The organism is Pseudomonas sp. GW821-FHT02A08 (genome assembly GCF_059422045.1).
Map to the genome: position 1 here is coordinate 82355 of NZ_JBWKWD010000018.1, position 24556 is coordinate 106910.

Annotated in this window: 18 protein-coding genes; 7 read left to right on the top strand and 11 right to left on the bottom strand. The window is 60.0% G+C overall.

All coding sequences use genetic code 11. The features are described from left to right. Positions 1–182: 182 nt before the first annotated feature. The 6 genes from AC07W4_RS14780 (at position 183) to cobA (ending at position 9634) form a co-directional block, all read left to right on the top strand. Complete coding sequence (locus tag AC07W4_RS14780; RefSeq protein ID WP_495032920.1) at positions 183–1394, top strand: nitrate/nitrite transporter; 1212 nt, start codon at positions 183–185, stop codon at positions 1392–1394. Positions 1395–1401: 7 nt separating this feature from the next. Then, positions 1402–3069, top strand: a complete 1668-nt coding sequence (locus AC07W4_RS14785; RefSeq protein ID WP_495032921.1) for a bifunctional protein-serine/threonine kinase/phosphatase — start codon at positions 1402–1404, stop codon at positions 3067–3069. A gap of 290 nt (positions 3070–3359) precedes the next feature. Further along, positions 3360–5828 (top strand): nitrite reductase large subunit NirB, encoded by a 2469-nt coding sequence (gene nirB, locus AC07W4_RS14790; protein WP_495032922.1) that lies wholly within the window; start codon positions 3360–3362, stop codon positions 5826–5828. Continuing rightward, entirely contained in the window at positions 5825–6142 is a 318-nt protein-coding gene (gene nirD / locus AC07W4_RS14795) for a nitrite reductase small subunit NirD (protein WP_495032923.1), read from the top strand. The genes nirB and nirD overlap by 4 nt, the downstream gene beginning before the upstream one ends. Then, positions 6142–8859 carry a nitrate reductase gene (locus AC07W4_RS14800; RefSeq protein ID WP_495032924.1) on the top strand — a complete coding sequence of 906 codons (2718 nt, stop codon included), beginning with the start codon at positions 6142–6144 and terminating at the stop codon, positions 8857–8859. The genes nirD and AC07W4_RS14800 overlap by 1 nt, the downstream gene beginning before the upstream one ends. Before the next feature lie 10 nt (positions 8860–8869). Further along, the gene (cobA, locus tag AC07W4_RS14805) at positions 8870–9634 is read left to right on the top strand and encodes a uroporphyrinogen-III C-methyltransferase (RefSeq protein WP_495032925.1); all 765 of its coding nucleotides are present in this window, start codon (positions 8870–8872) and stop codon (positions 9632–9634) included. A 73-nt stretch (positions 9635–9707) separates the two neighbouring features. Here the strand turns inward: cobA and AC07W4_RS14810 are convergent, their stop codons facing one another. From AC07W4_RS14810 to ppsA, 8 genes are all read right to left on the bottom strand, one after another. After that, positions 9708–10751, bottom strand: coding sequence for an OmpA family protein (locus AC07W4_RS14810; RefSeq protein ID WP_008048607.1), 1044 nt, complete (start codon positions 10749–10751; stop codon positions 9708–9710). Between the two features lie 107 nt (positions 10752–10858). Next, positions 10859–11449, bottom strand: coding sequence for an RNA polymerase sigma factor SigX (gene sigX / locus AC07W4_RS14815; protein WP_081498059.1), 591 nt, complete (start codon positions 11447–11449; stop codon positions 10859–10861). A 90-nt stretch (positions 11450–11539) separates the two neighbouring features. Beyond that, positions 11540–12364, bottom strand: coding sequence for a mechanosensitive ion channel family protein (locus AC07W4_RS14820; protein WP_008048604.1), 825 nt, complete (start codon positions 12362–12364; stop codon positions 11540–11542). A 2-nt stretch (positions 12365–12366) separates the two neighbouring features. Next, positions 12367–12615 (bottom strand): hypothetical protein, encoded by a 249-nt coding sequence (locus AC07W4_RS14825; RefSeq protein WP_008048593.1) that lies wholly within the window; start codon positions 12613–12615, stop codon positions 12367–12369. A 62-nt stretch (positions 12616–12677) separates the two neighbouring features. After that, the gene (locus tag AC07W4_RS14830; RefSeq protein WP_008048591.1) at positions 12678–13673 is read right to left on the bottom strand and encodes a zinc transporter ZntB; all 996 of its coding nucleotides are present in this window, start codon (positions 13671–13673) and stop codon (positions 12678–12680) included. 26 nt (positions 13674–13699) lie between these two features. Next, on the bottom strand, positions 13700–14188 hold the full coding sequence (gene rraA, locus AC07W4_RS14835; protein WP_495032941.1) for a ribonuclease E activity regulator RraA: 489 nt from the start codon (positions 14186–14188) through the stop codon (positions 13700–13702). Between the two features lie 140 nt (positions 14189–14328). Further along, a complete protein-coding gene (locus AC07W4_RS14840) occupies positions 14329–15318 on the bottom strand; it encodes an alpha/beta fold hydrolase (RefSeq protein WP_032829521.1) in 990 nt (329 codons plus the stop codon). Between the two features lie 202 nt (positions 15319–15520). Beyond that, entirely contained in the window at positions 15521–17896 is a 2376-nt protein-coding gene (ppsA, locus tag AC07W4_RS14845; protein WP_495032926.1) for a phosphoenolpyruvate synthase, read from the bottom strand. A gap of 174 nt (positions 17897–18070) precedes the next feature. Between ppsA and ppsR the strand changes: the two genes are divergently transcribed. After that, complete coding sequence (gene ppsR / locus AC07W4_RS14850) at positions 18071–18889, top strand: posphoenolpyruvate synthetase regulatory kinase/phosphorylase PpsR (RefSeq protein ID WP_495032927.1); 819 nt, start codon at positions 18071–18073, stop codon at positions 18887–18889. 135 nt (positions 18890–19024) lie between these two features. On the opposite strand, the gene prpD is transcribed toward ppsR, so the two are convergent. The 3 genes from prpD to acnD form a co-directional block, all read right to left on the bottom strand. Beyond that, on the bottom strand, positions 19025–20509 hold the full coding sequence (gene prpD, locus AC07W4_RS14855; RefSeq protein ID WP_495032928.1) for a 2-methylcitrate dehydratase: 1485 nt from the start codon (positions 20507–20509) through the stop codon (positions 19025–19027). Positions 20510–20639: 130 nt separating this feature from the next. Next, positions 20640–21830, bottom strand: coding sequence for a 2-methylaconitate cis-trans isomerase PrpF (prpF, locus tag AC07W4_RS14860; RefSeq protein WP_495032929.1), 1191 nt, complete (start codon positions 21828–21830; stop codon positions 20640–20642). Between the two features lie 62 nt (positions 21831–21892). Continuing rightward, on the bottom strand, positions 21893–24487 hold the full coding sequence (gene acnD, locus AC07W4_RS14865; protein WP_495032930.1) for a Fe/S-dependent 2-methylisocitrate dehydratase AcnD: 2595 nt from the start codon (positions 24485–24487) through the stop codon (positions 21893–21895). Between the last annotated feature and the right edge of the window lie 69 nt (positions 24488–24556).

Consider the following 24556-nt stretch of genomic DNA (forward strand, 5'->3'; position numbering starts at 1 on the left):
ACCAACGGCGGTTGCCCCACCTACGACAAAGACGTCGCTCACCTTCATTTGCCCTTGGCGGATTCGGGTGGCGGCGTTTTTTCGTTTTGGCCCCACAGCACGGGGCCGGTGGTGCGGCCGTATCGGCGCCCCACCTGCAAGCTCATGACTCCTTTCGAGACTCTTCACAGCTGAGGTGCGCAATGAATTCAAGCTTCTGGAAATCCGGCCATACACCCACATTGTTCGCAGCGTTCCTCTATTTCGACCTGAGCTTCATGGTCTGGTACCTGCTCGGCCCTCTGGCGGTGCAGATCGCCGCCGACCTGCACCTGACGACGCAGCAGCGGGGGCTGGTGGTCGCCACGCCGATTCTGGCCGGGGCGGTGTTGCGCTTCGTGATGGGAATGCTGGCTGATCGCCTGTCGCCCAAAACCGCCGGTCTGATCGGCCAGGTCATCGTGATCTGCGCCCTGTTCGGCGCCTGGAAACTCGGGATCCACAGCTACGAGCAAGCCTTGCTGCTGGGCCTGTTCCTCGGCATGGCCGGTGCTTCGTTCGCCGTCGCCCTGCCCCTGGCCTCGCAGTGGTATCCGCCGCAGCATCAAGGCAAGGCCATGGGCATCGCCGGCGCGGGTAACTCGGGCACGGTGCTCGCCGCATTGATCGCCCCGGTACTGGCGGCGGCGTTTGGCTGGAGCAACGTGTTCGGGTTCGCCCTGATTCCGCTGATCCTGACCCTGATTGTCTTCGCCTGGCTGGCCCGCAATGCCCCCGAGCGGCCAAAAGCCAAATCCATGGCCGACTACTTCAAGGCCCTGGGTGATCGTGACAGCTGGTGGTTCATGTTTTTCTACAGCGTGACGTTCGGCGGCTTCATCGGCCTGGCCAGCGCCCTGCCCGGTTATTTCAACGACCAGTACGGCTTGAGCCCGGTGACTGCCGGCTACTACACCGCTGCCTGCGTGTTCGGCGGCAGTCTGATGCGCCCCTTGGGTGGTGCTCTGGCTGACCGGTTCGGCGGCATTCGGACCCTGTTGGCGATGTACACCGTCGCGGCGACCTGCATTGCCGTGGTCGGCTTCAATCTGCCAAGTTCCTACGCCGCACTGGCACTTTTCGTCTGCACCATGCTCGGTCTGGGTGCAGGCAATGGCGCGGTATTCCAGTTGGTACCCCAGCGTTTTCGCCGGGAAATCGGCGTGATGACCGGCCTGATCGGCATGGCTGGTGGTATCGGCGGGTTTGCCCTCGCAGCCGGCATGGGCGCGATCAAGCAAAGCACCGGCAGCTATCAAATGGCCTTGTGGTTGTTCGCCAGCCTCGGCGTACTCGCCTGGTTCGGTCTGCACGGCGTGAAACGTCGCTGGAGAACCACCTGGGGCTCGGCCGCCGTGACGGCTGCGCGGGTCTGAGGCCTCGATGAGCCTGCAACTGAGCTTCGCCGAAGCCAGCGCCATCGGTCCCCGCGAGGAAAACCAGGACGCCCTGCGCCTGGTCACGCCGGCTCCAGCGCTGGCCGTGAGCAAGGGTTACCTGTTCGCGATCGCCGACGGTGTCAGCCAGTGCGTCGATGGCGGTCTGGCTGCCCGTTCGACGCTGCAGGCCCTGGCGCTGGATTACTACGCCACGCCGGAAACCTGGAGCGTCGCACAGGCGCTCGATCGTCTGCTGCTGGCGCAAAACCGCTGGTTGCAGGCCAATGGCGGCGGGCAACCGCTGCTGACCACCCTCAGTGCGCTGGTCCTGCGTGGGCGGCGCTTTACCCTGGCCCATGTCGGCGATTGTCGGGTGTATCGCTGGCACGCCGATCAATTGCAGCGAATCAGCGAGGATCACGTCTGGGATCAGCCGGGCATGCAACATGTGCTGAAACGGGCGCTGGGGCTCGATCAACACCTGGTGCTGGACTTTCTCGACGGTGAGTTGCGCCCCGATGAAAGCTTCATCCTGCTCAGCGACGGCGTCTGGGCCGTCCTGGGCGATACCGCCATTGCCGCGATCCTGCGGGATCAACCGGACTTGCACAGCGCTGCGCAAACCCTGGTCAATGCCGCACATCTGGCGGGCAGCCAGGACAACGCCAGCGCCTTGCTGGTGCGGGTCGATGCCCTCGGCGAAGCGAGCATTGGCGATGCGTTGATGCACTTACAGCAATGGCCACTGCCGCCCGCCCTGAAACCCGGTCAGGGGTTCGAGGGCTGGCAGGTCGAGGGGATCGTCGCACAGAGCCAGCAATCGCTGCTTTATCGCGTTCGCGACAGCCAGCAACAACCCTGGCTGCTGAAAACCCTGCCGGGGCGTCTGCACGACGATCACCAGGCCGGGCAAGCGTTACTGTCGGAAGAATGGTTTCTCAAACGCGTGGCCGGTCGACACTTTCCTGAAGTCCATGCCGCCAGCCAGCGTCAGCATTTGTACTACGTGATGCGTGAATACTCGGGCGCTACCCTGGCCCAACGGCATGAACAAAGCGGCCCCTTGCCGCTGCCCCAGTGGCAAGACATTGCCGAACGCTTGCTGCGAGCGGTCGGCCTGTTGCATCGACGGCAGATTCTGCATCGCGATATCAAACCGGAAAACCTGTTGCTGGGGGACGATGGCGAGTTGCGCCTGCTGGATTTCGGCCTCGCCTACTGTCCCGGGCTTTCGCAGGATCTGCCCTGGGCGCTGCCGGGCACACCCAGTTACATCGCGCCCGAAGCCTTTCGCGGCGATGTGCCGACGCCACAGCAGGACTTGTACGCCGTCGGTGTGACCTTGTATTTCCTGCTCACCGGGCACTATCCCTATGGCGAAATCGAAGCGTTCCAGCGCCCGCGGTTTGGCCTCCCGGTCAACGCCAGCCGCTACCGGCCCGACCTGCCGGACTGGATCGCCCATAACCTGGAGCGCGCCGTGGCGGCGGCCCCCGACCAGCGTTTCGAAACGGCGGAAGAATGGCTGCTGCTGATGGAACAGGGCGAGCGCCGCAGCTTGAGCGTACGCCCCAAGCCCTTGCTGGAGCGCGAACCGCTGAAGGTCTGGCGGACATTGGCGCTGGTGTCCTTGCTGCTGAACCTGGTGCTGCTGGTGGTTGCGCTCCATTAGCGGGCAAAGCGCCTTGAATCGGTGCACTCCCTCACGTTTGTGCCCTTGCGAACGGGGGAAAAGCCAACAAACACGAGATTCGAGCGACTTGGCATAACCACTGCATTACCTCTTGCAACAGACATACAGCGCAGGCTTCAACGACGAAGGTTGCACTTCCCGAGAGAACGGGACCAGGACAAAGGCGTCCTCGCTAGGCAACTAGCGGGACGCCTTTTTTTGTTTGCGCAAAATTTGTCGAGCATGGCCTGAACCCTGATGAGGCAGGCCTGAGCTCCCCGGAGAACCTGATGAAAAAACTAAAACTGGTGATGATCGGCAACGGCATGGCCGGGGTCCGGACCCTGGAAGAGCTGCTCAAACTGAGCACCGGGCTTTACGACATCACGGTCTTCGGCGCCGAACCGCATACCAACTACAACCGCATCCTGTTGTCGCCGGTGCTGGCGGGCGAACAAACCTTCGAAGAGATCGTGCTCAACGACCTGGACTGGTACCTGGAAAACAACATCAAGCTGCTGCTCAACCGCAAGGTGGTGGAGATCGACCGGGTCAAGCGCCGGGTCATTGCCGAAGACGGCAGCGAAGCCGAATACGATCGCCTGCTGATCGCCACCGGCTCGACGCCTTTCATCCTGCCCATTCCCGGCAACACCCTTGAAGGCGTGATCGGCTACCGCGACATCGCCGACACCCAGGCCATGATCGACACCGCGAAAACCCATCGGCACGCCGTGGTGATCGGTGGCGGCCTGCTCGGTCTGGAAGCCGCCAACGGCCTGATGCTGCGGGGCATGCATGTGACCGTGGTGCATATCGGCGAGTGGTTGCTGGAGCGGCAACTGGACAAGACCAGCGGCCAGCTACTGCAAAGCGCGCTGGAATCTCGCGGCCTGCACTTTCGCCTGTGCGAGCAGACCCAGGCCTTGCACGACGCGGGCAACGGCCGGGTCGGCTCGGTGCAATTCAAGAACGGCGACATCATCCCCGCCGACCTGGTCGTGATGGCCGCCGGCATTCGCCCCAATACCGAACTGGCGGAGAAGTCCGGCATTCCGTGCAGCCGCGGGATTCTGGTCAACGACACACTGCAAACCTACGACCCACGGATCTATGCCATCGGCGAGTGTGCCAGTCACCGAGGCATCGCCTATGGTTTGGTGGCGCCGCTGTTCGAACAGGCCAAGGTCTGCGCCAACCACCTCGCGCAACTCGGTTTTGCCACCTACAAGGGGTCAGTGACCTCGACCAAATTGAAGGTTACCGGCATCGACCTGTTCTCCGCCGGCGACTTCATGGGCGGAGAAGGCACCGAGACCATTACCCTCTCGGACCCGATTGGCGGGGTCTACAAGAAACTGGTGATCAAGGATGACGTGCTGGTCGGCGCCTGCCTGTACGGCGATACGGCAGATGGCGGCTGGTATTTCCGGCAAATCCGTGAGAATCACGACATTCGGCAGATCCGCGATCACCTGATGTTCGGCGGCTCTTCATCTATGGAGCAGGCTTTGGGCGACGTAGGACATCAGGGCCAGGACAAAGCCATGAGCATGGCTGACACCGCTGAAGTCTGCGGCTGCAACGGCGTGTGCAAGGGCACCATCGTCAAGGCCATTCAGGAACACGGGCTGTTCAGTGTCGACGACGTCAAGAAACACACCAAGGCTGCCAGCTCCTGCGGCTCCTGCGCCGGGCTCGTCGAACAGATCCTGATCAACACCGTGGGCGGCGCAGCGGATGTCAAACCGAAAAGCGAAAAGGCCATCTGCGGCTGCAGCGACCTCAACCACGGGCAAATCCGCCAGGCCATCCGCGAGCAGCACCTGCTGACCATCGCCGGCACCATGAGCTACCTGAACTGGCGCACACCCAACGGCTGCGCCACCTGCCGGCCGGCGCTCAACTACTACCTGATCTCCACCTGGCCAGGGGAAGCCAGGGACGATCCGCAATCGCGCCTGATCAACGAACGCTCCCACGCCAACATTCAGAAAGACGGCACCTACTCTGTAGTCCCACGGATGTGGGGCGGTGTGACCAATCCTTCAGAGCTGCGGCGCATTGCCGACGTTGCCGACAAGTACAACGTGCCGATGGTCAAGGTCACCGGTGGCCAGCGCATCGACTTGCTTGGCATTCGCAAGCAAGACCTGCCGGGGGTGTGGAAAGACCTGGACATGCCGTCCGGCCACGCCTACGGCAAATCCATTCGCACGGTGAAAACCTGCGTCGGCAGCGAGTTCTGCCGCTTTGGCACCCAGAACTCCACACAGCTGGGCATTGAGCTGGAACATGAGCTGTTCAATATGTGGTCGCCGCACAAGGTGAAGCTGGCTGTCTCCGGTTGCCCGCGCAACTGCTCGGAAGCCGGTATCAAGGATGTAGGAATTATTGGCGTGGACTCCGGTTGGGAGATGTACATCGGCGGCAACGGCGGGATCAAGACGGAAGTCGCGGAATTCTTCGTCAAACTGAAAACCGCCGAGGAAGTGCGCGAATACAACGGTGCATTCCTGCAGCTCTATCGCGAAGAAGCCTTCTACCTCGAACGCACCGTGCACTACCTGCAACGGGTCGGCATGGAACACATCAAGAAAGCCGTGCTTGAAGATCCGGAGCGTCGCAAGGCGCTCAACGATCGCCTGCAATTCTCCCTGTCGTTCGAACAGGACCCGTGGAAGGAACGCCTGGAACAGCCCCGGCTGAAAAAAGAATTCGACGTCATCCCCGTGAAAAACCTGGAGGTGCTGGCATGAACTGGCTGGATATCTGCGCACTGGAAGAGATCAATGCCCTGGGCTCACGGATCATCGCCGGGCCAAAGGGAGACATCGCGATTTTTCGTACCAGCGACGACGAAGTGTTCGCCCTCGACGACCGTTGCCCGCACAAGGGCGAGCCGCTATCCCAGGGTCTGGTCTACGGCAAGCGGGTGGCCTGCCCGTTGCACAACTGGCAAATCGACCTTGAAAGCGGCGAAGCCCAGGCCCCGGACGTCGGCTGCGCCCACCACCATCTCGCCCGGGTGGAAAATGGCCGGGTGATGCTGGCCCTGCGGGATGCAGGCTGATGGACCGCCAGATCACAGCGTCCACCTGCTGTTACTGCGGGGTCGGCTGCGGCGTGCTGATCGAGCACGACGGCGAGCACATCCTCGGCGTCAGCGGCGACCCGGCGCACCCGGCCAATTTCGGCAAACTGTGCAGCAAGGGCTCGACCCTGCACCTGACCGGCGACTTGACGGCACGGGCGCTGTACCCCGAACTGCGCCTAGGTAAAGGCCTGGCCCGTCACCGCACCGATTGGGATACCGCCCTCGATCATGCCGCCAGTGTATTCGCCGCGACCATTGCCGAGCATGGCCCGGACAGCGTGGCGTTCTACATTTCCGGGCAACTGTTGACCGAGGACTACTACGCCTTCAACAAGCTGGCACGTGCCCTGGTCGGTACCAACAACATCGACAGCAATTCGCGCCTGTGCATGTCCTCGGCAGTGGTCGGCTACAAGCGCAGCCTGGGTGCCGACGCCCCGCCCTGCAGCTACGAAGACCTGGAGCTGAGCGATTGCGTGATGATCGTCGGCAGCAATATGGCCTACGCCCACCCGGTACTGTTTCGCCGGCTGGAAGCCGCCAAATCCCGCCGGCCGCGGATGAAGGTCATCGTCATTGATCCACGTCGCACAGATACCTGCGATCTGGCTGACCTGCACCTGGCGATTTTACCTGGCACCGATGTCGCCCTGTTCCATGGGATTTTGCATTTGCTGCTGTGGGAAGACTGGATCGATCGTGACTTCATCCGGGACCACACCGAAGGTCTGGCTGAGCTGAAAAGCCTGGTGCGTGACTACACGCCGCAAATGGTTTCGCAGCTCTGCGGAATCAGCCTCGGGCAATTGCAGCAATGTGCCGAGTGGATCGGCACATCACCGAGCTTTCTGTCGCTGTGGTGCATGGGGCTTAACCAGTCCACCGCCGGCAGCGCGAAAAACAGTGCACTGATCAATCTGCACCTGGCCACCGGACAGATCGGTCGTCCCGGCGCCGGACCTTTCTCCCTCACCGGTCAGCCAAATGCCATGGGCGGGCGGGAAACCGGCAGTTTGTCCAACCTGCTGCCCGGCCACCGTGACGCCGCCAATCCGCAACACCGTGCGCAAGTGGCGTCCTACTGGGGCGTCGAGCAACTGCCGGAAAATCCCGGGCTCACCGCGATCGAGCTGTTCGAACAAGTGCGCAACGGCAAGATCAAGGCGCTGTGGATCGCCTGTACCAACCCCGCGCAATCCATGCCGGACCAGACGGCCGTGCGCGCAGCCTTGCAAGGCTGCCCGTTCGTGGTGTTGCAGGAAGCCTTCAGCACCACTGAAACCGCGAAGTTCGCTGACCTGCTGCTGCCCGCCGCCAGTTGGGGGGAAAAGGAAGGTTGTGTGACTAACTCCGAGCGACGCATTTCCCACGTACGCCAGGCAATCGTCGCACCGGGTGAGGCGCGGCCGGACTGGGCAATCACTGTAGATTTCGCACAACGTCTGGAAAAACACCTGCGTCCCGGCCAAACCAGTCTGTTTGAGTTTGACAATCCAGCTCAGGTCTTTGACGAATACAAACAACTGACTCAAGGTCGCGATCTGGACCTGTCCGGTATCAGCCATGCACTGATCGATCGTCTCGGCCCGCAGCAATGGCCCTTCCCTGAGGGTGCCGCTGAAGGCACGCCACGGCTGTACGTCGATGGGGTATTTGCCACTGCCAATGGGCGCGCACAATTCGTGGCCGACCCCTACCGCGCCGCCAAAGAGCAACGCGATGCTCGCTTCCCGCTGACGCTGATCACCGGTCGCCTGCGCGATCAATGGCACGGCATGAGCCGCACCGGCACCGCCGCGCAGTTGTTCGGACATGTCAGCGAAGCGGAGTTGAGCCTGCACCCGGACGAACTGCGCCGCCATCGCCTGCAGCCAGGGGATCTGGTCAGCCTGAAAAGCCGGCGCGGCGCAGTCATCGTCGCGGTTGCCAGCGATGACAGCGTGCGCCCGGGCCAAGCCTTTTTGCCGATGCATTGGGGTGACCGTTTTCTCAAGGGCGGGGTGAACAGCCTCACCCTGCCCGCATTCGATCCTTTGTCGAAACAGCCCGAACTTAAACACAGCGGCGTTCGTCTGGATCCGCTGGATTTGCCCTGGAAACTTTTCGCACTGATCGAGGGCGATATTCAACGGCATTTTGAGACGCTACGACCGCTCTGCGAGGCGTTTTCCTACGTCAGCCTCAGTCTGGTTGGTCGCGAGCGCCCTGCCCTGCTTGTACGGGCTGCCAATACTTCAGCACCTTCGGCAGAGCTGCTGAGGGAAATCGATAAAAACCTGGCACTCGATGACGGCCCGGTACTGGCTTACGACGACCCTCGACGGGCCATTGGCAAGCGCGTGCGAATCGAAAACGGCCGGATCACCGCCATTCGACTGGCCGGTGAAACCCTTGCCCAACACTGGTTGCAGGGGCTATGGCTCGAAGGTCGCGCAGACCAGCAACTGCGGCGCTGGTTGCTTGCGCCGCTGAGCGCACCACCGGGCAATCTCGACGCGCCCGTCCACTCGAACAAGATCCTGTGCAATTGCAAGAACGTCGGCCAGAACGCGATCTGCGCCGGTATCAGCCGTGGCCTGGACTTGCAGGGACTCAAGCAAGAACTGGGTTGCGGCACGCAATGCGGGTCCTGCGTTCCGGAAATCAAACGCCTGCTGGCTGCCACTGCGCGGCCAATCACCGTCATCTCGTGAGGAAAACACTATGAGTGCAAAAGTCTGGCTGGTAGGTGCGGGCCCGGGTGATCCGGAGTTGCTCACGTTGAAAGCGGTACGCGCCTTGCGCGAGGCAGATGTGGTGCTGATCGATGATCTGGTCAATGTCGCGGTACTCGAGCATTGCCCCGGGGCGCGGATCATCCCGGTGGGCAAGCGTGGCGGCTGCCGCTCCACCCCGCAAGCGTTCATCCATCGCCTGATGCTTCGTTATGCCCGGCAGGGTAAATGCGTGGCCCGGCTCAAGGGCGGCGATCCGTGCATTTTCGGTCGTGGCGGTGAAGAGGCGCAGTGGCTGCGTGAGCGCGGGGTCGAAGCCGAGTTGGTCAACGGCATCACTGCCGGGCTGGCAGGGGCAACCCAATGCGATATTCCGCTGACTTTGCGCGGTGTTGCCCGCGGTGTCACGCTGGTCACCGCACACACCCAGGACGACAGCCAATTGAATTGGCAGGCACTGGCCCAAGGCGCAACGACGTTGGTGATTTACATGGGAGTGGCCAAGCTCGGTGAAATCCGTGAACAGCTATTGGCCGGCGGGATGGCGACAGATACGCCCGTGGCCATGATTGAAAACGCCTCCTTGCCCCATCAACGGGAATGTCGGAGCACGCTCACAGACATGAATGAAGCTGCCTGCAGATTCCAATTGAAAAGCCCAGCCATACTGGTGATCGGTGCAGTAGCAGCCTGTGTAACTCAATCCCAGTGGGAACATGATATGCCTGTGATGGCGGCAGATCAGTCAGCATAGTTTCACCTGTTTCACCAAATCGCAGGCAAAGAAAAGCCCGGCCTGAGCCGGGCTTTTCAGAGCTGCGAGCTAATTACTTAGCTTGAGCTTCAACCTGCGCTTCTACGCGACGGTTAACAGCGCGACCAGCTTCAGTTTTGTTGTCAGCAACTGGGCGGGATTCGCCGTAGCCAACGGACTGAACGCGGGACGACTCAACACCGTACTGGTTGGTCAGAACTTGCTTAACGGCGTTTGCACGACGCTCGGACAGTTTCTGGTTGTAAGCGTCAGGACCGACGTTGTCAGTGTGACCTTCAACAGTAGTGGTGGTGGATGGGTACTGCTTCATGAAGTCAGCCAGGTTCTTGATGTCGCCGTAGCTGTTTGGCTTGACTGCAGCCTTGTCGAAGTCGAACTTCACGTCCAGCTCTACACGAACGACTTCAGCAACAGCTGGGCAGCCATCAGCGTCAACAGTTACGTTGGCCGGGGTGTCCGGGCACTTGTCAACGTTGTCGCAAACGCCGTCGTTGTCGCTATCGGAGCAAACTTCTGGAGCTGGAGCAGGAGCAACAGGCTTGTTGCCGCCACCGAAGTTAACACCCAGACCTACGGACGGGATGTAGTCCCAACGGCCGTTGTCCAGCTTGTAGTCAGCTTCTACGCCAGCACGAGCGTAGACGTTTTCCAGGAAGTAGTACTTCAGACCAGCGCCAGCAGTCAGGAAAGTCGACTGGTCACGACCGGTGTGGCCGTCAGCGGCTACGTTGGTCATGCTGCCGTGCTTGACACCACCTTGAACGTAAGGACGCAGAGCGTCGCCAGCGTTGTTGAAGTGGTACTGAGCGTTCAGACCGAACTGGTCGCCCTCGATTTTCTGGTTGCCGGTGTTGTTGTTCGAACGGGTGTGGTCATCGTTGTTGTAGGTGAAGTTCAACGATACGTCGTCGGTCAAGAAGTAACCGATGGAGGCGCCAGGAGTGTAGCCGTCTTCAACATTGTTAATGCTGTCGTTGTACTTTTTCCCGTAGTTGAGCTCGCCTTCAACTGCGCCTTGGCCTTGTGCCAGTGCGCCGAACGAAGTAGCGGCAATAAGAGTACCAATGGCCAAGCCCAAGGTGTTTTTCAGTTTCATCCGTTAAATCCCCATCTGGTGATTGTGAAGCAGTCCCGCAAACCGGGGGACAACTCGGCGGCAAGTCTAACAGAACTTGCCTACACGTAAGAGATATTTGCGCTGAACTAAGTTTCAGCAATGCCTGCAAATTTCTCACGCAATTTATCTAGAGCGCGTTTGTACCGCATTTTTGTTGCACTCAAACCCATATGCATGATGTCTGCGATCTCCTGAAACTCCAGCTCTGCGACAAATCGTAGCACCAGAATTTCCCGGTCAATCGGGTTCACATACACCAACCAGCGATCAAGTCCACCCTTTTCCTCAGGTTTCGGCGTCTTTTCTTCGGACGCTTCCTCGAGGGGGTCAAGACTCAATGCGTCCATCAAGCGACGCTTTCGCCGTTCCTTCCGATACTGTGTGATGCACTCGTTGTACGTGATGCTATATAGCCATGTCTTGAACTTCGATTTACCTTCGAAGTTCTTCAGGCCATACAGCACCTTCAACATGACCTCCTGACAGACATCGTCTGCATCGCGATCGTTCCCGAGATAACGCGCACACACGTTAAATAATGTTCGCTGGTAACGCCGCATCAGTTCTTCATAAGCACGTGTTACGTGAAACAGCTCGGTATGCGCGCGCGCGACCAACTCCTCATCAGAGAGCTCGCGGGGGTCGTAACGCATGGATAACGATTGGGCTTTATTCAAAACAAGTCGGGCCGACAGTCAGGTCAATGTCCGCCGCAGCCAGCGTGAGCAGGCAATTTGCGGCGGCATACATTAGCAGGGTTTGCCGGGTTAGCGGCTACTCACATGCTGCTCAAGGAGGATCCGATTGGAAAGAGAGACTAGCTCACCCTCATCGGTCAGCAATGTGGTTTTAACCGTGCCGATCTCTTCGATCTGGCCTTCGACCTCGCCAACACGCACTTGTTGCCCAACCTGGTACAGCTCACGCACGTAGATTCCCGCGAGAATCTGGCCGGCAATTTCCCGGCTTCCCAACCCCATGGCCAGCGCTACCGCCAGACCAACGGTTATCAACACAATCACGATCACATGGTTCAGCAGGTCAGTCTTGACCTCCAACTGGCTGATCGCGACCGAAATACTGATGATGATCACCAGGCCCTGGGCAATCCGACCAAGCCCTGAAGCATAGTCCAGACCCACGCCTTCTGCTGCTCCGCGCACCAGACCGTTGGCCAGTTGCGCCAGCAAGACACCTACCAGCAACACCAGCGCCGCGCCGAATACCTTCGGCAAATACAACGCAAGCATGTCCAGCGTAGCTGAAACTCGCTCAAGACCAAGAGATTCTGCGGCAGAAACCAGAAATATCAGCAGAACGAACCAATAGACGATCTTGCCGATCAGGGTCGAAATAGGCACCTGCAACCCGGCGCGCGACAGCAATTTGGTCAGTCCGGTGCCCCCCATCAAGCGGTCAAGGCCCAATTTGGCGAGCAGTTTGGACAGCAGGGTGTCGAGCAGCTTGGCCACGACAAAACCCAACAGCAGCACGACCAGTGCGCCGAACAGGTTCGGAATGAAGTTCGCAACCTTGGTCCACAACGCAGTCATTGCAGTGACGAGGCTCTGAGTCCAGAGATCAAGTTCCATATTCAATCAGCCTTATCAGCAGTGCGAGCAGCAGGTTTACGAAGACGGGATACCGGCGCGACATGGGCCGATCCGTTATTCAGGGCGATCATCAGTGCGGGCAACCAGCGCCCCAGCAGGCTGAACAAATCACCGGCGCCGACCTGGCGGTTGGCGGTTTTCAGCACACGCCCCAGGCACGCATCGTCGTCCCGGGTGGACGGTGAGGCGTTGAGCATGTCGCGTAAAGACTGTTCAAACGGATCGTGCATACGCACCTCTCGTGATGTCTGTGGGAGACGCGGTCAGTTTTGGTCGGGTCACATGGTTTTCCTCAGACCCAGCGCAAACGTCGGAACAACCACCACTGCCCCAGCGCCACCGAGACCATCATCAGGCAGGCGATCAGAAAGCCGTAAGGGCTGGCAGAGAATGGAATTCCACCGACGTTGATCCCCAAAAGCCCGGCCAGAAAACTCATCGGCAAAAAGATCCCGGTGATGATCCCGAAGCGATACATCGTGCGGTTCATGCGCACGCTCAAGCGACGGTCTTCTGCCTCCAGGACCAGCCCCACCCGCTCCCGGGTCAGCTCCAGCTCTTCGAGGTAGCGGGTCAGGCTGTTGTTCAATTCGTTCCAGTAGTCGCCATCGTCCTCGACGAACCAGGGCAACTTGATCCGCGTCAACTGCCCGAAAATGTCCCGCTGCGGAGCAAGAAAGCGCTTCAACGCAGCCGCCCGGCGACGAATCTGCAAAACCGATCCGTGCTCAGGAGTATACCGTTCGTCGGCATCCAGCTTTTCTTCTTCTTCATCGACCACTTCCGAGAGACAGCTGACCAGATCCTGCACCTTGTTGGTGAGGTACTGCGCCATGCAAAGGATGAGTTCGGACGCGGTTTTCGGCCCCTTGCCCTCGGACAGTTGCACCAGCAACTCGTCAGTGGCACGCAACGGACGCAAACGCAGGGAAATGACACGCTGGGCAGAGCCGAAGATCCGCACCGACACCATGTCTTCCGGCTCGGCACCGGGATTCAGATTGACCCCGCGCAAAAATAGCAGCAATTCGCTGTCGGAAAGCTGTAAAAGTCGCGGACGGGTGTTTTCTTCGAGTAACAGATCACAGCTGAATTCGCTCAGACCACTGGATTTGCGTAACCAGGTCCGGGTTTGCGGATGACTGCGATCCCAGTGCAGCCACAGGCTTTCATGGGCCTGCAGCTGCAAGTCATCGAGTTCAGTCCGGGCAATCGAACGCGCGCCGCCTTTACCGTCCAGCACCAGGGCATGCACCAGCCCCCATTGCGCGTTTTCTTCCTCGAACATCCGCACTCCTTTGGTCGACCCGCGCTTTATTCAGGCATTTTCAGCGGGCTGGGCGAGATGATCACGCCGTTGTTGTCCGCATAGATGTAATGGCCTGGGTAGAAAGTCACGCCTGCGAAGGTCACGGCAACGTTGAGATCGCCGAGCCCGCGCCTGTCGGATTTCCTCGGGTGGCTGGCGAGGGCCTGAACGCCCAGATCGGTCTGCGCGATGATATCGACGTCACGGATGCAACCGTAGATCACCAGCCCTTCCCAACCGTTTTTCGCAGCTTTCTCGGCCAGCATGTCCCCCAGCAACGCATGACGCAGGGAACCGCCACCGTCTACCACCAGCACTTTGCCATTCCCCTTGAGCTCGACTTGCTCCTTGACCCGCGAGTTGTCTTCGAAGCACTTGATGGTCACGATTTCGCCGCCGAAGGAATCACGGCCGCCGAAATTGCTGAACATCGGTTCCAGCACCTGCACCAGTTCCGGATAGGTATCGCAAAGGTCAGGCGTGAGGTAATGGATCATCGAGAAACTCCTGTGAAGAGGAAGACAGCACGAACATCAGTGATGGCTCAGTCACTGAAAGTGACCAGAACAGCTCAATGCGTCATATCTTAGCCGCAAGCCGACCAGAGCGAAATGCCCTTGTTAGAGCGTCAGGCTCAGATTGCCGCGGCAAAATCCTGTTGCGCGCCCGGCAAAGGCGTCTGCTGATCGGCCAGCCAGCGAGTCACCAAAGGCCAGACTTCAGCCTGGGCTGCCTTGCTGACGAGCATTTCCACGTGACCGAAATTGTCGCCGAAGCCCTGCTCGCGCCCCAGGTTGATAAATTGCTTGTGCCCGGAACCGAACTGCTCGAACAGTTTGCGACACGCCCAGGCCGGGTCCTGATGATCACCCGCGGCACTGACCGCCAATACGGGCAACTTGACCTCGGCCAGGCCTGCCCACCAGTCCTTGTCGGCATCACCGAAGCGCCCGAACAAACCAAACCAGCGCATGCTTTCCAGGGCCAGGCCGATGGGCTCATCCTCCGGACCGCGCTTGAGCCTTGAGCCGGACAATTGGGCAAAACGCTTGAGAATGAAACGACCGCTCCACTCCACCGGTGGAATCTTCAATGGCCAGTAGGTACGACTGACTTGCGTACCGAAAAACGCCGCCGAGGCCACGACCGGCTCACCGATGTACTCGCCACCCAATGCAGCGGCCAGTGTAGTACCGCCCAACGAGTGACCGATCCAGTGCGGCACCTGCCCACTCTGTTCGCGCACGAACGCGCCAATGGCCGGCAGGTCATAGCGTGCGTAGTCGGCGACACGGTTCTTGCGGTAGTCATGGTTACGCTGGGACAGGCCGTGACCGCGCATTTCCGGAATCCAGACGTCGAACCCCTGGCGGGCCAGGTAAGCCCCCAATCCCAGACCCTTGGGAGAAAACCAGAACCGGCGATTGGAAAAGCTGCCGTGCAGCAGGATCACCGGCACGCCACGGGAGGACGACTCATCGGCCATGCCAAGGCGTGTCACAGCCAGTTCGACGGTGAAGTCGGGGCTGTTACCGGGTTTCAAACGATAGACATCTTCGCTCAGATCACCGCGCCGTTCGGCGCTGATCAGGGCGACAGGAAATAGGTTGCTGCTGCTTTGCATAATCTCTTGCACAAAAAAGGGCGGCATCCAGATGGAGCCCGCCCTGCTTGAATCTCAAAAAGACCGCTCCCTGTAGGAGCGAGCCCTGCTCGCGAAGAACTTCAGGACACCACGTTTATCCAGGATAAACGCGTTATCGTTGGCGTCCATCGCGAGCAAGCTCGCTCCTACAAAGGCATGTGAGCGGTACGTTCACACAGGATCAAGCCGAAGCCTGACCCTCAGCCAGGAAGAACCAGGTTTCCAGTACGGAGTCCGGGTTCAACGAAACGCTTTCAATGCCCTGCTCCATCAGCCACTTGGCCAGGTCCGGGTGGTCCGAAGGACCCTGGCCGCAGATGCCGATGTATTTGCCGGCCTTGTTGCACGCGGCAATGGCGTTGGCCAACAGCTTCTTGACCGCCGGATTACGCTCGTCGAACAGGTGGGCGATGATGCCGGAGTCACGATCCAGGCCCAGGGTCAGCTGGGTCAGGTCGTTGGAACCTATGGAGAAACCGTCGAAGAACTCAAGGAACTCTTCAGCCAGGATGGCGTTGGACGGCAGTTCGCACATCATGATCACGCGCAGGCCATTCTGGCCACGGGCCAGGCCGTTTTCCGCCAGCAGATCCACCACCTGGCTCGCTTCGCCCAGGGTACGGACGAAAGGCACCATGATTTCGACGTTTGTCAGGCCCATCTCGTTGCGCACGCGCTTGAGGGCACGGCACTCGAGTTCGAAGCAGTCACGGAACGATTCGCTGATGTAACGCGAAGCGCCGCGGAAGCCCAGCATCGGGTTCTCTTCTTCCGGCTCGTACAGCTTGCCGCCGATCAGGTTGGCGTATTCGTTGGACTTGAAGTCCGACAGGCGCACGATGACCTTCTTCGGCCAGAACGCAGCCGCCAGGGTGCTGATGCCTTCGACCAGTTTCTCGACGTAGAAGCCGACCGGGTCGTTGTAACCGGCGATGCGCTTGTCGACGCTTTCCTTGATGTCCAGCGGCAGACCGTCGTAGTTCAGCAGTGCCTTGGGGTGCACGCCGATCATGCGGTTGATGATGAACTCCAGACGGGCCAGGCCCACACCGGCGTTCGGCAGCTGCGCGAAGTCGAAGGCGCGGTCCGGGTTGCCGACGTTCATCATGATCTTGAACGGCAGCTCCGGCATGGCATCTACGGAGTTCTTCTTGATGTCGAAGCCCAGTTCGCCTTCGAAGATGAAACCGGTGTCGCCTTCAGCGCAGGAAACGGTCACGCCCTGGCCGTCTTTCAACAGTTGGGTGGCGTTGCCGCAACCGACTACCGCAGGAATTCCCAGCTCACGGGCGATGATCGCCGCGTGACAAGTACGGCCACCACGGTTGGTGACGATGGCGCTGGCGCGCTTCATGACCGGTTCCCAGTCCGGGTCGGTCATGTCGGAAACCAGTACGTCGCCTGGCTGGACCTTGTCCATCTCGGACACGTCCTTGATGATGCGGACCTTGCCGGCACCGATGCGCTGGCCAATGGCACGGCCTTCCACCAGTACGGTGCCGGTCTCTTTCAGCAGGTAACGTTCCATGACGTTGGCCTGGGTGCGGCTCTTCACGGTTTCCGGACGGGCCTGCACGATGTACAGCTTGCCGTCGTCACCGTCCTTGGCCCACTCGATGTCCATCGGGCACTTGTAGTGCTTCTCGATGATCATCGCCTGCTTGGCCAGTTCGCTGACTTCAGCGTCGGTCAGGCAGAAACGCGCGCGCTCGGCCTTGTCCACGTCGACAGTCTTCACCGAACGACCGGCCTTGGCTTCGTCGCCGTAGATCATCTTGATGGCCTTGCTGCCCAGGTTGCGACGCAGGATGGCCGGACGACCGGCAGCCAGCGTGCCCTTGTGGACATAGAACTCATCCGGGTTCACCGCGCCTTGCACAACGGTTTCACCCAGGCCGTAGGCGCCGGTGATGAACACCACGTCACGGAAGCCCGATTCGGTATCGAGGGTGAACATCACGCCGGCGGTGCCGGTTTCCGAACGGACCATGCGCTGCACGCCAGCGGACAGGGCGACCAGCTTGTGATCGAAGCCCTGGTGCACGCGATAGGAGATGGCGCGGTCGTTGAACAGCGAGGCGAACACCTCTTTGGCGGCGCGAATGACGTTTTCGACACCACGGATGTTCAGGAAGGTTTCCTGCTGGCCGGCAAAGGATGCGTCCGGCAAGTCTTCGGCAGTGGCCGAAGAACGCACGGCCACGGCCATGTCAGGGTTGCCGGCGGACAGCGTGGCGAACGCGGTACGGATTTCGGCATTCAGTTTTTCAGGGAACTCGGCTTCCATGATCCATTGGCGGATCTGGGCACCGGTCTTGGCCAGGGCATTCACGTCATCGACGTCCAGGGCATCGAGCGCATCGTGAATCTGCTGATTCAGGCCGCTCAGCTCCAGGAAATCACGATAAGCCTGAGCGGTCGTGGCGAAGCCGCCGGGCACCGATACACCGGCACCTGCAAGGTTGCTGATCATCTCGCCCAGGGATGCGTTCTTGCCCCCCACATGCTCAACATCGTGTTTGCCGAGCTTATCGAGGGAAACTACGTACTCTACCAAGGTGATCTCTCCACTAACTGTGTTGGAAAAGCTCAGAAACCGGCTGCTTAAGTGTGCATTTACCGGCTATATGGCCTGGACCTGGAAAATAAGTGAGAATGCGGGCCAATGGTGGCCGGCAAATCGCGCCTATCATATCCAAGATTCGTCACTAGCTTAAGGCCCAAGGTGCAAATGAAACGATCTGCTTTCTTTATCTCCGATGGTACCGGCATTACCGCCGAAACCCTGGGTCAAAGCCTTCTGGCGCAGTTCGAAAACATTACCTTCAGCAAAGTCACGCGGCCGTACATCGACAACGTGGACAAAGCGCGGGCCATGGTACAACAAATCAACAAAGCCGCCGAAACCGACGGCTTCCGTCCGATTATCTTCGACACCATCGTCAATCAGGACATTCGTGAGATTCTCGCAACCTCGAATGGTTTCATGATCGACATTTTCTCGACGTTCCTGGCACCGCTTGAACAGGAACTGACCGAACATTCTTCCTACACCGTGGGCAAGTCCCACTCCATCGGCGCCAACACCAATTACATGGAGCGCATCGAGGCCGTTAACTTCGCCCTCGACAACGACGACGGCGCCCGCACGCACTATTACGACAAGGCCGACCTGATACTAGTGGGCGTGTCGCGATGTGGTAAGACGCCGACGTGCCTGTACATGGCGATGCAATTCGGTATCCGCGCAGCCAACTACCCGCTGACCGAAGACGACATGGAACGCCTGCAACTGCCCTCCGCCCTGCGCGCCCACCAGCACAAGCTGTTCGGCCTGACCATCGACCCGGACCGCCTTACCGCGATCCGCAACGAGCGCAAACCCAACAGCCGCTATTCGAGCTACGCCCAGTGCGAGTTCGAGGTGCGCGAGGTGGAAAACCTGTTCCGCCGCGAGAGCATTCCGAACATCAACTCCACGCATTTTTCCGTGGAAGAAATCTCCGCGAAAATCCTTGTGGAGAAAGGCGTCGAGCGGCGCTTCAAGTAGTTCTCCGGCGCCTGATCTACCGCTTTCGCGAGCAAGCCCGCTCCCACATTGGATTTCTGTCATACACAAATTTTGTGTTCACAGCAGATCCCCTGTGGGAGCGGGCTTGCTCGCGATGAACGATAACTCGATCTCCTAGATAACAAACAAATCCACAAACCGGTTCACCGGTGTCGCCTCGAGTTTCTGTTGATCCTTGCACAGCGCAAAAATCTCCTCGCTACGCTGTCCGGTGAATCGTGTCAGCAAATTCGCTTTGAACTTGTCCTCCAGCAACGCAATACCTTCAGCCCGACGCCGACGATGTCCAATCGGGTATTCCACGACGACATTTTCCGTGCTCGAACCATCCTTGAAGAACACCTGCACCGCATTGGCGATGGAACGCTTGTCTGCCTCCAGATACTCACGGGTGTAGCGCGGTTCCTCAACAATCACCATCTTGTCGCGAAGCACATCGATAATCGGATGTGCCTTGTGAAAATCATCTTCGTAGTACTCGGCAACCAGATTGCCGAAAGCCAGCGGTACAGCCGTCATGTACTGGATGCAGTGATCGCGATCAGCGGCATTGGCCAGTGGGCCGACCTTGGAAATGATGCGAATCGCCGACTCGTGCGTAGTAATCACGATCCTGTCGATTTCATGCAGGCGATTGCGCACCTGCGGGTGCAGGGTCACCGCCGCCTCACAGGCCGTTTGCGCGTGGAACTCGGCCGGGAAACTGATTTTGAACAACACGTTTTCCATCACATAACTGCCGTACGGCCGCGAAAAACTGAACACACGCTTGTCTTCAGGCTTGAGCGCCAGATCATTGTTGGTGTGGCTGAACAATACGTCGTAAAACCCCCACTGCCTGGCACTCAATACACCGGGAATGCCCATCTCGCCGCGCATCGCCATGTCCGCCAAACGCACGCCACGACTGGACGCATCCCCCGCCGCCCAGGATTTGCGCGAACCGGCATTCGGTGCGTGCCGATACGTGCGCAATGCCTGACCGTCAGCAAAGGCATGAGACAACGCCGACAACAACTGCTCGCGATTGGCCCCCATCAGCTTGGCGGTGACCGCGGTGGAGGCGACTTTCACCAGAATGACGTGATCGAGGCCAACGCGGTTGAACGAGTTTTCCAGGGCAATCACGCCTTGAATCTCGTGAGCCATGATCATCGCTTCCAGCACTGTACCCATGATCAGCGGTACCTCGCCATTGGCCAGGCGCTTTTGTGAAAAATGGTCAGCCACCGCGAGAATGCCGCCAAGGTTGTCCGACGGATGCCCCCACTCCGCCGCGAGCCAGGTGTCGTTGTAGTCGAGCCAGCGCACGATGCAACCGATGTCCCACGCCGCCTTCACCGGATCGAGTCGGTAACTGGTCCCCGGCACCCGGGCGCCGAACGGCACGACGGTGCCTTCCACCACGGGCCCCAAATGCTTGGTGCACTCCGGAAAACGCAGGGCCAGCAGGCCGCAACCCAAGGTATCGATCAGACAGTTGCGCGCGGTATCCAGCGCCTCTGCGGACTCGACCTTGTAGTTGAGTACGTAATCGGCAATGTCCTGCAGGACCTTGTCGTAGTCGGGGCGGTTGTTCAGGTCGACGTTGGCACTCATGTTCGATTCACTCTTGCAGGAGCGAGCTTTGCTCGCGATGGTCGTCAACGATAACGCTGGGTGCCTGACACCCAGTGGTGCTCTCAGGTCCATCGCGAGCAGGCTCGCTCCCACAGGGTTTTGGGTGATCTTAGAAAGAATCACCCGGTACACGAACAAACCCTTCCATCAACACCCGCGCACTGCGGCTCATGATCGCCTTGTTCACGGTCCACTCGCCGTTGACCTGGCTGGCCTCGGCACCGACGCGCAAAGTACCGGACGGATGGCCGAAACGCACCGCGTTGCGTTCGATACCGCCTGCCGCGAGGTTCACCAAAGTGCCGGTGATTGCTGCCGCCGTACCGATTGCCACCGCAGCAGTACCCATCATTGCGTGGTGCAGCTTGCCCATGGACAGCGCACGCACCAGCAGATCGACATCGCCCGCCGCAATGGCTTTGCCACTGGACGAAACGTAGTCCGCCGGTTTGGCGACGAAAGCCAATTTCGGCGTGTGCTGCCGCTTGGCCGCTTCGTCGACGTTCGAGATCAGGCCCATGCGCAATGCGCCGTAAGCGCGGATGGTTTCGAACATCAGCAAGGCTTTCGGGTCGCCATTGATCGCGCCCTGCAACTCGGTGCCCTTGTAGCCGATGTCTTCGGCATTGACGAAAATCGTCGGAATGCCGGCATTGATCATGGTCGCCTTGAAGGTGCCGACGCCGGGTACTTCCAGGTCATCCACAAGATTGCCGGTCGGGAACATCGAACCGCCGCCGCCCTCTTCATCCGCTGCCGGGTCGAGGAACTCGATCTGCACTTCGGCCGCCGGGAAGGTCACGCCGTCGAGTTCGAAATCGCCGGTCTCCTGTACTTCACCATTGGTGATCGGCACGTGGGCGATGATGGTCTTGCCGATGTTGGACTGCCACACGCGAACCACCGCCACGCCGTTGTGCGGGATGCGGCTGGCCTCCACCAGGCCATTGCTGACGGCAAACGAACCGACTGCCGCGGTCAGGTTGCCGCAGTTGCCGCTCCAGTCCACGAAAGGTTTGTCGATCGAAACCTGACCGAACAGGTAATCGACGTCGTGATCGGCCTGGGTGCTTTTCGACAGGATCACGGTTTTGCTGGTGCTTGAGGTCGCGCCGCCCATGCCGTCGATTTGCTTGTCGTACGGATCGGGGCTGCCGATCACGCGCAGCAGCAAGGCATCGCGGGCCGGGCCTGGAACCTGTGCCGCTTCCGGCAAATCCGTCAGGCTGAAGAATACGCCTTTGCTAGTGCCGCCGCGCATGTAGGTAGCGGGAATTTTGATCTGCGGTGCATGAGCCATGGTGCTCGTTACTCCTTGAAATGAGACACGGGACCCAAGGTCCCGTGTCTGTTAAGCGTGTGTTAAACAGCAACCGCCGACTCTTCGAGGAAGTCCTGGGCAAAGCGTTGCAATACGCCGCCGGCCTCGTAGATCGACACTTCTTCGGCGGTGTCGAGGCGGCAGGTCACCGGCACATCGACGCGCTCGCCATTCTTGCGATGGATCACCAGCGTCAGCTCGGCACGCGGGGTGCGGTCGCCAATCACGTCATAGGTTTCGCTGCCGTCGATGGCCAGGGTGTGGCGGTTGGTGCCTGGTTTGAACTCCAGCGGCAACACGCCCATGCCCACCAGGTTGGTGCGGTGAATGCGTTCGAAACCTTCGGCGGCAATCGCCTCCACACCCGCCAGGCGCACGCCCTTGGCCGCCCAGTCGCGGGACGATCCCTGACCGTAGTCAGCGCCGGCGATGATGATCAGCGGTTGCTTGCGCTCCATGTAGGTTTCAATCGCTTCCCACATGCGCATCACTTGGCCTTCCGGCTCGACGCGAGCCAGCGAACCCTGCTTGACCTTGCCGTTTTCCTGAACCATTTCGTTGAACAGTTTCGGGTTGGCGAAGGTCGCGCGCTGCGCGGTCAGGTGGTCACCACGGTGAGTCGCGTAAGAGTTGAAGTCCTCTTCCGGCAGGCCCATTTTCGCCAGGTATTCGCCGGCGGCGCTGTCCATCATGATGGCGTTGGATGGCGACAGGTGATCGGTGGTGATGTTGTCCGGCAGTACCGCCAGCGGGCGCATGCCCTTAAGCGGACGGGCCCCGGCCAACGCGCCTTCCCAGTACGGCGGACGGCGGATGTAGGTGCTCATCTCACGCCACTCGTACAGCGGCGCGACTTTCGGACCGGTGTCTTCGTGGATGGCGAACATCGGAATGTAGACCTGACGGAACTGCTCCGGCTTGACCGACGCCTTGACCACTGCGTCGATTTCTTCGTCGCTCGGCCAGATGTCTTTCAGGCGGATTTCCTTGCCATCCACCACGCCCAGCACATCCTTTTCGATGTCGAAACGGATGGTACCGGCGATGGCGTAAGCAACGACCAATGGCGGCGAAGCGAGGAACGCCTGCTTGGCGTACGGGTGGATCCGGCCGTCGAAGTTGCGGTTACCGGACAACACGGCAGTGGCGTACAGGTCGCGGTCGATGATCTCTTGCTGGATCACCGGGTCCAGTGCGCCGGACATGCCGTTGCAGGTGGTGCAGGCGAAGGCCACGACGCCGAAGCCAAGTTTGTCCAGCTCATCGGTCAGGCCGGCTTCGTCGAGGTACAGCGCGACGGTTTTCGAACCCGGTGCCAGGGACGACTTGACCCATGGTTTGCGGGTCAGGCCGAGCTTGTTGGCGTTGCGCGCCAGCAGGCCGGCGGCGATCACGTTGCGCGGGTTGCTGGTGTTGGTGCAACTGGTGATCGCGGCGATGATCACCGCGCCATCCGGCATTTGACCTGGCACATCATCCCATTGGCCGGAGATGCCTTTGGCCGCCAGATCAGAAACCGCTACACGAGCGTGCGGGTTGCTTGGGCCAGCCATGTTGCGCACGACCGAAGACAGGTCAAAGGTCAGGCCGCGCTCGTACTGTGCGCCTTTGAGGCTGTCAGCCCACAGGCCGACCTGCCTGGCGTAGTTCTCCACCAACTGCACCTGCTCGTCTTCACGGCCGGTGAGCCTGAGGTAGTCGATGGTCTGCTGGTCGATGTAGAACATCGCCGCGGTGGCGCCGTATTCCGGGGCCATGTTGGAGATGGTCGCGCGGTCGCCGAGGGTCAGCGCCGATGCACCTTCACCGAAGAACTCCAGCCACGCGCCAACGACTTTTTGCTTGCGCAGGAATTCGGTCAGCGCCAGCACCATGTCGGTGGCGGTGATGCCCGGTTGCAGCTTGCCGGTCAGTTCGACGCCAACGCTTTCCGGCAGACGCATCCACGATGCGCGGCCAAGCATCACGCTTTCGGCTTCGAGACCACCGACACCGATGGCGATCACGCCCAACGCATCGACGTGCGGGGTGTGGCTGTCGGTGCCGACGCAGGTATCAGGGAAGGCCACGCCGTCACGCACCTGGATCACCGGAGACATTTTCTCCAGGTTGATCTGGTGCATGATGCCGTTGCCCGGAGGGATCACGTCGACGTTCTTGAACGCCTTCTTGGTCCAGTTGATGAAGTGGAAACGGTCTTCGTTGCGACGGTCTTCGATGGCGCGGTTCTTCTCGAACGCCTCTGGATCGAAACCACCGCGCTCGACGGCCAGGGAGTGGTCGACGATCAGTTGGGTCGGCACCACCGGGTTGACTTGCGCCGGGTCACCGCCTTGCAGGGCGATGGCATCACGCAGACCGGCGAGGTCGACCAGCGCGGTCTGGCCGAGAATGTCGTGGCACACCACGCGGGCAGGGAACCACGGGAAGTCGAGGTCGCGCTTGCGTTCGATGAATTGTTTCAGGGATTCGGTGAGCGTGGCCGGATCGCAGCGACGCACAAGGTTTTCCGCCAGCACGCGAGAGGTGTAAGGCAGGGTGTCGTAGGCGCCGGGCTGAATGGCCTCGACTGCCGCACGGACGTCGAAGTAATCCAGTTTGCTGCCGGGCAGCGATTTGCGAAATTGAGTGTTCATCGTCAGGACTCGGTCACGGTAGTTACAAAAGGCGGGGCCTGGCACCGGTACTGATCTGGACTCGGTCAA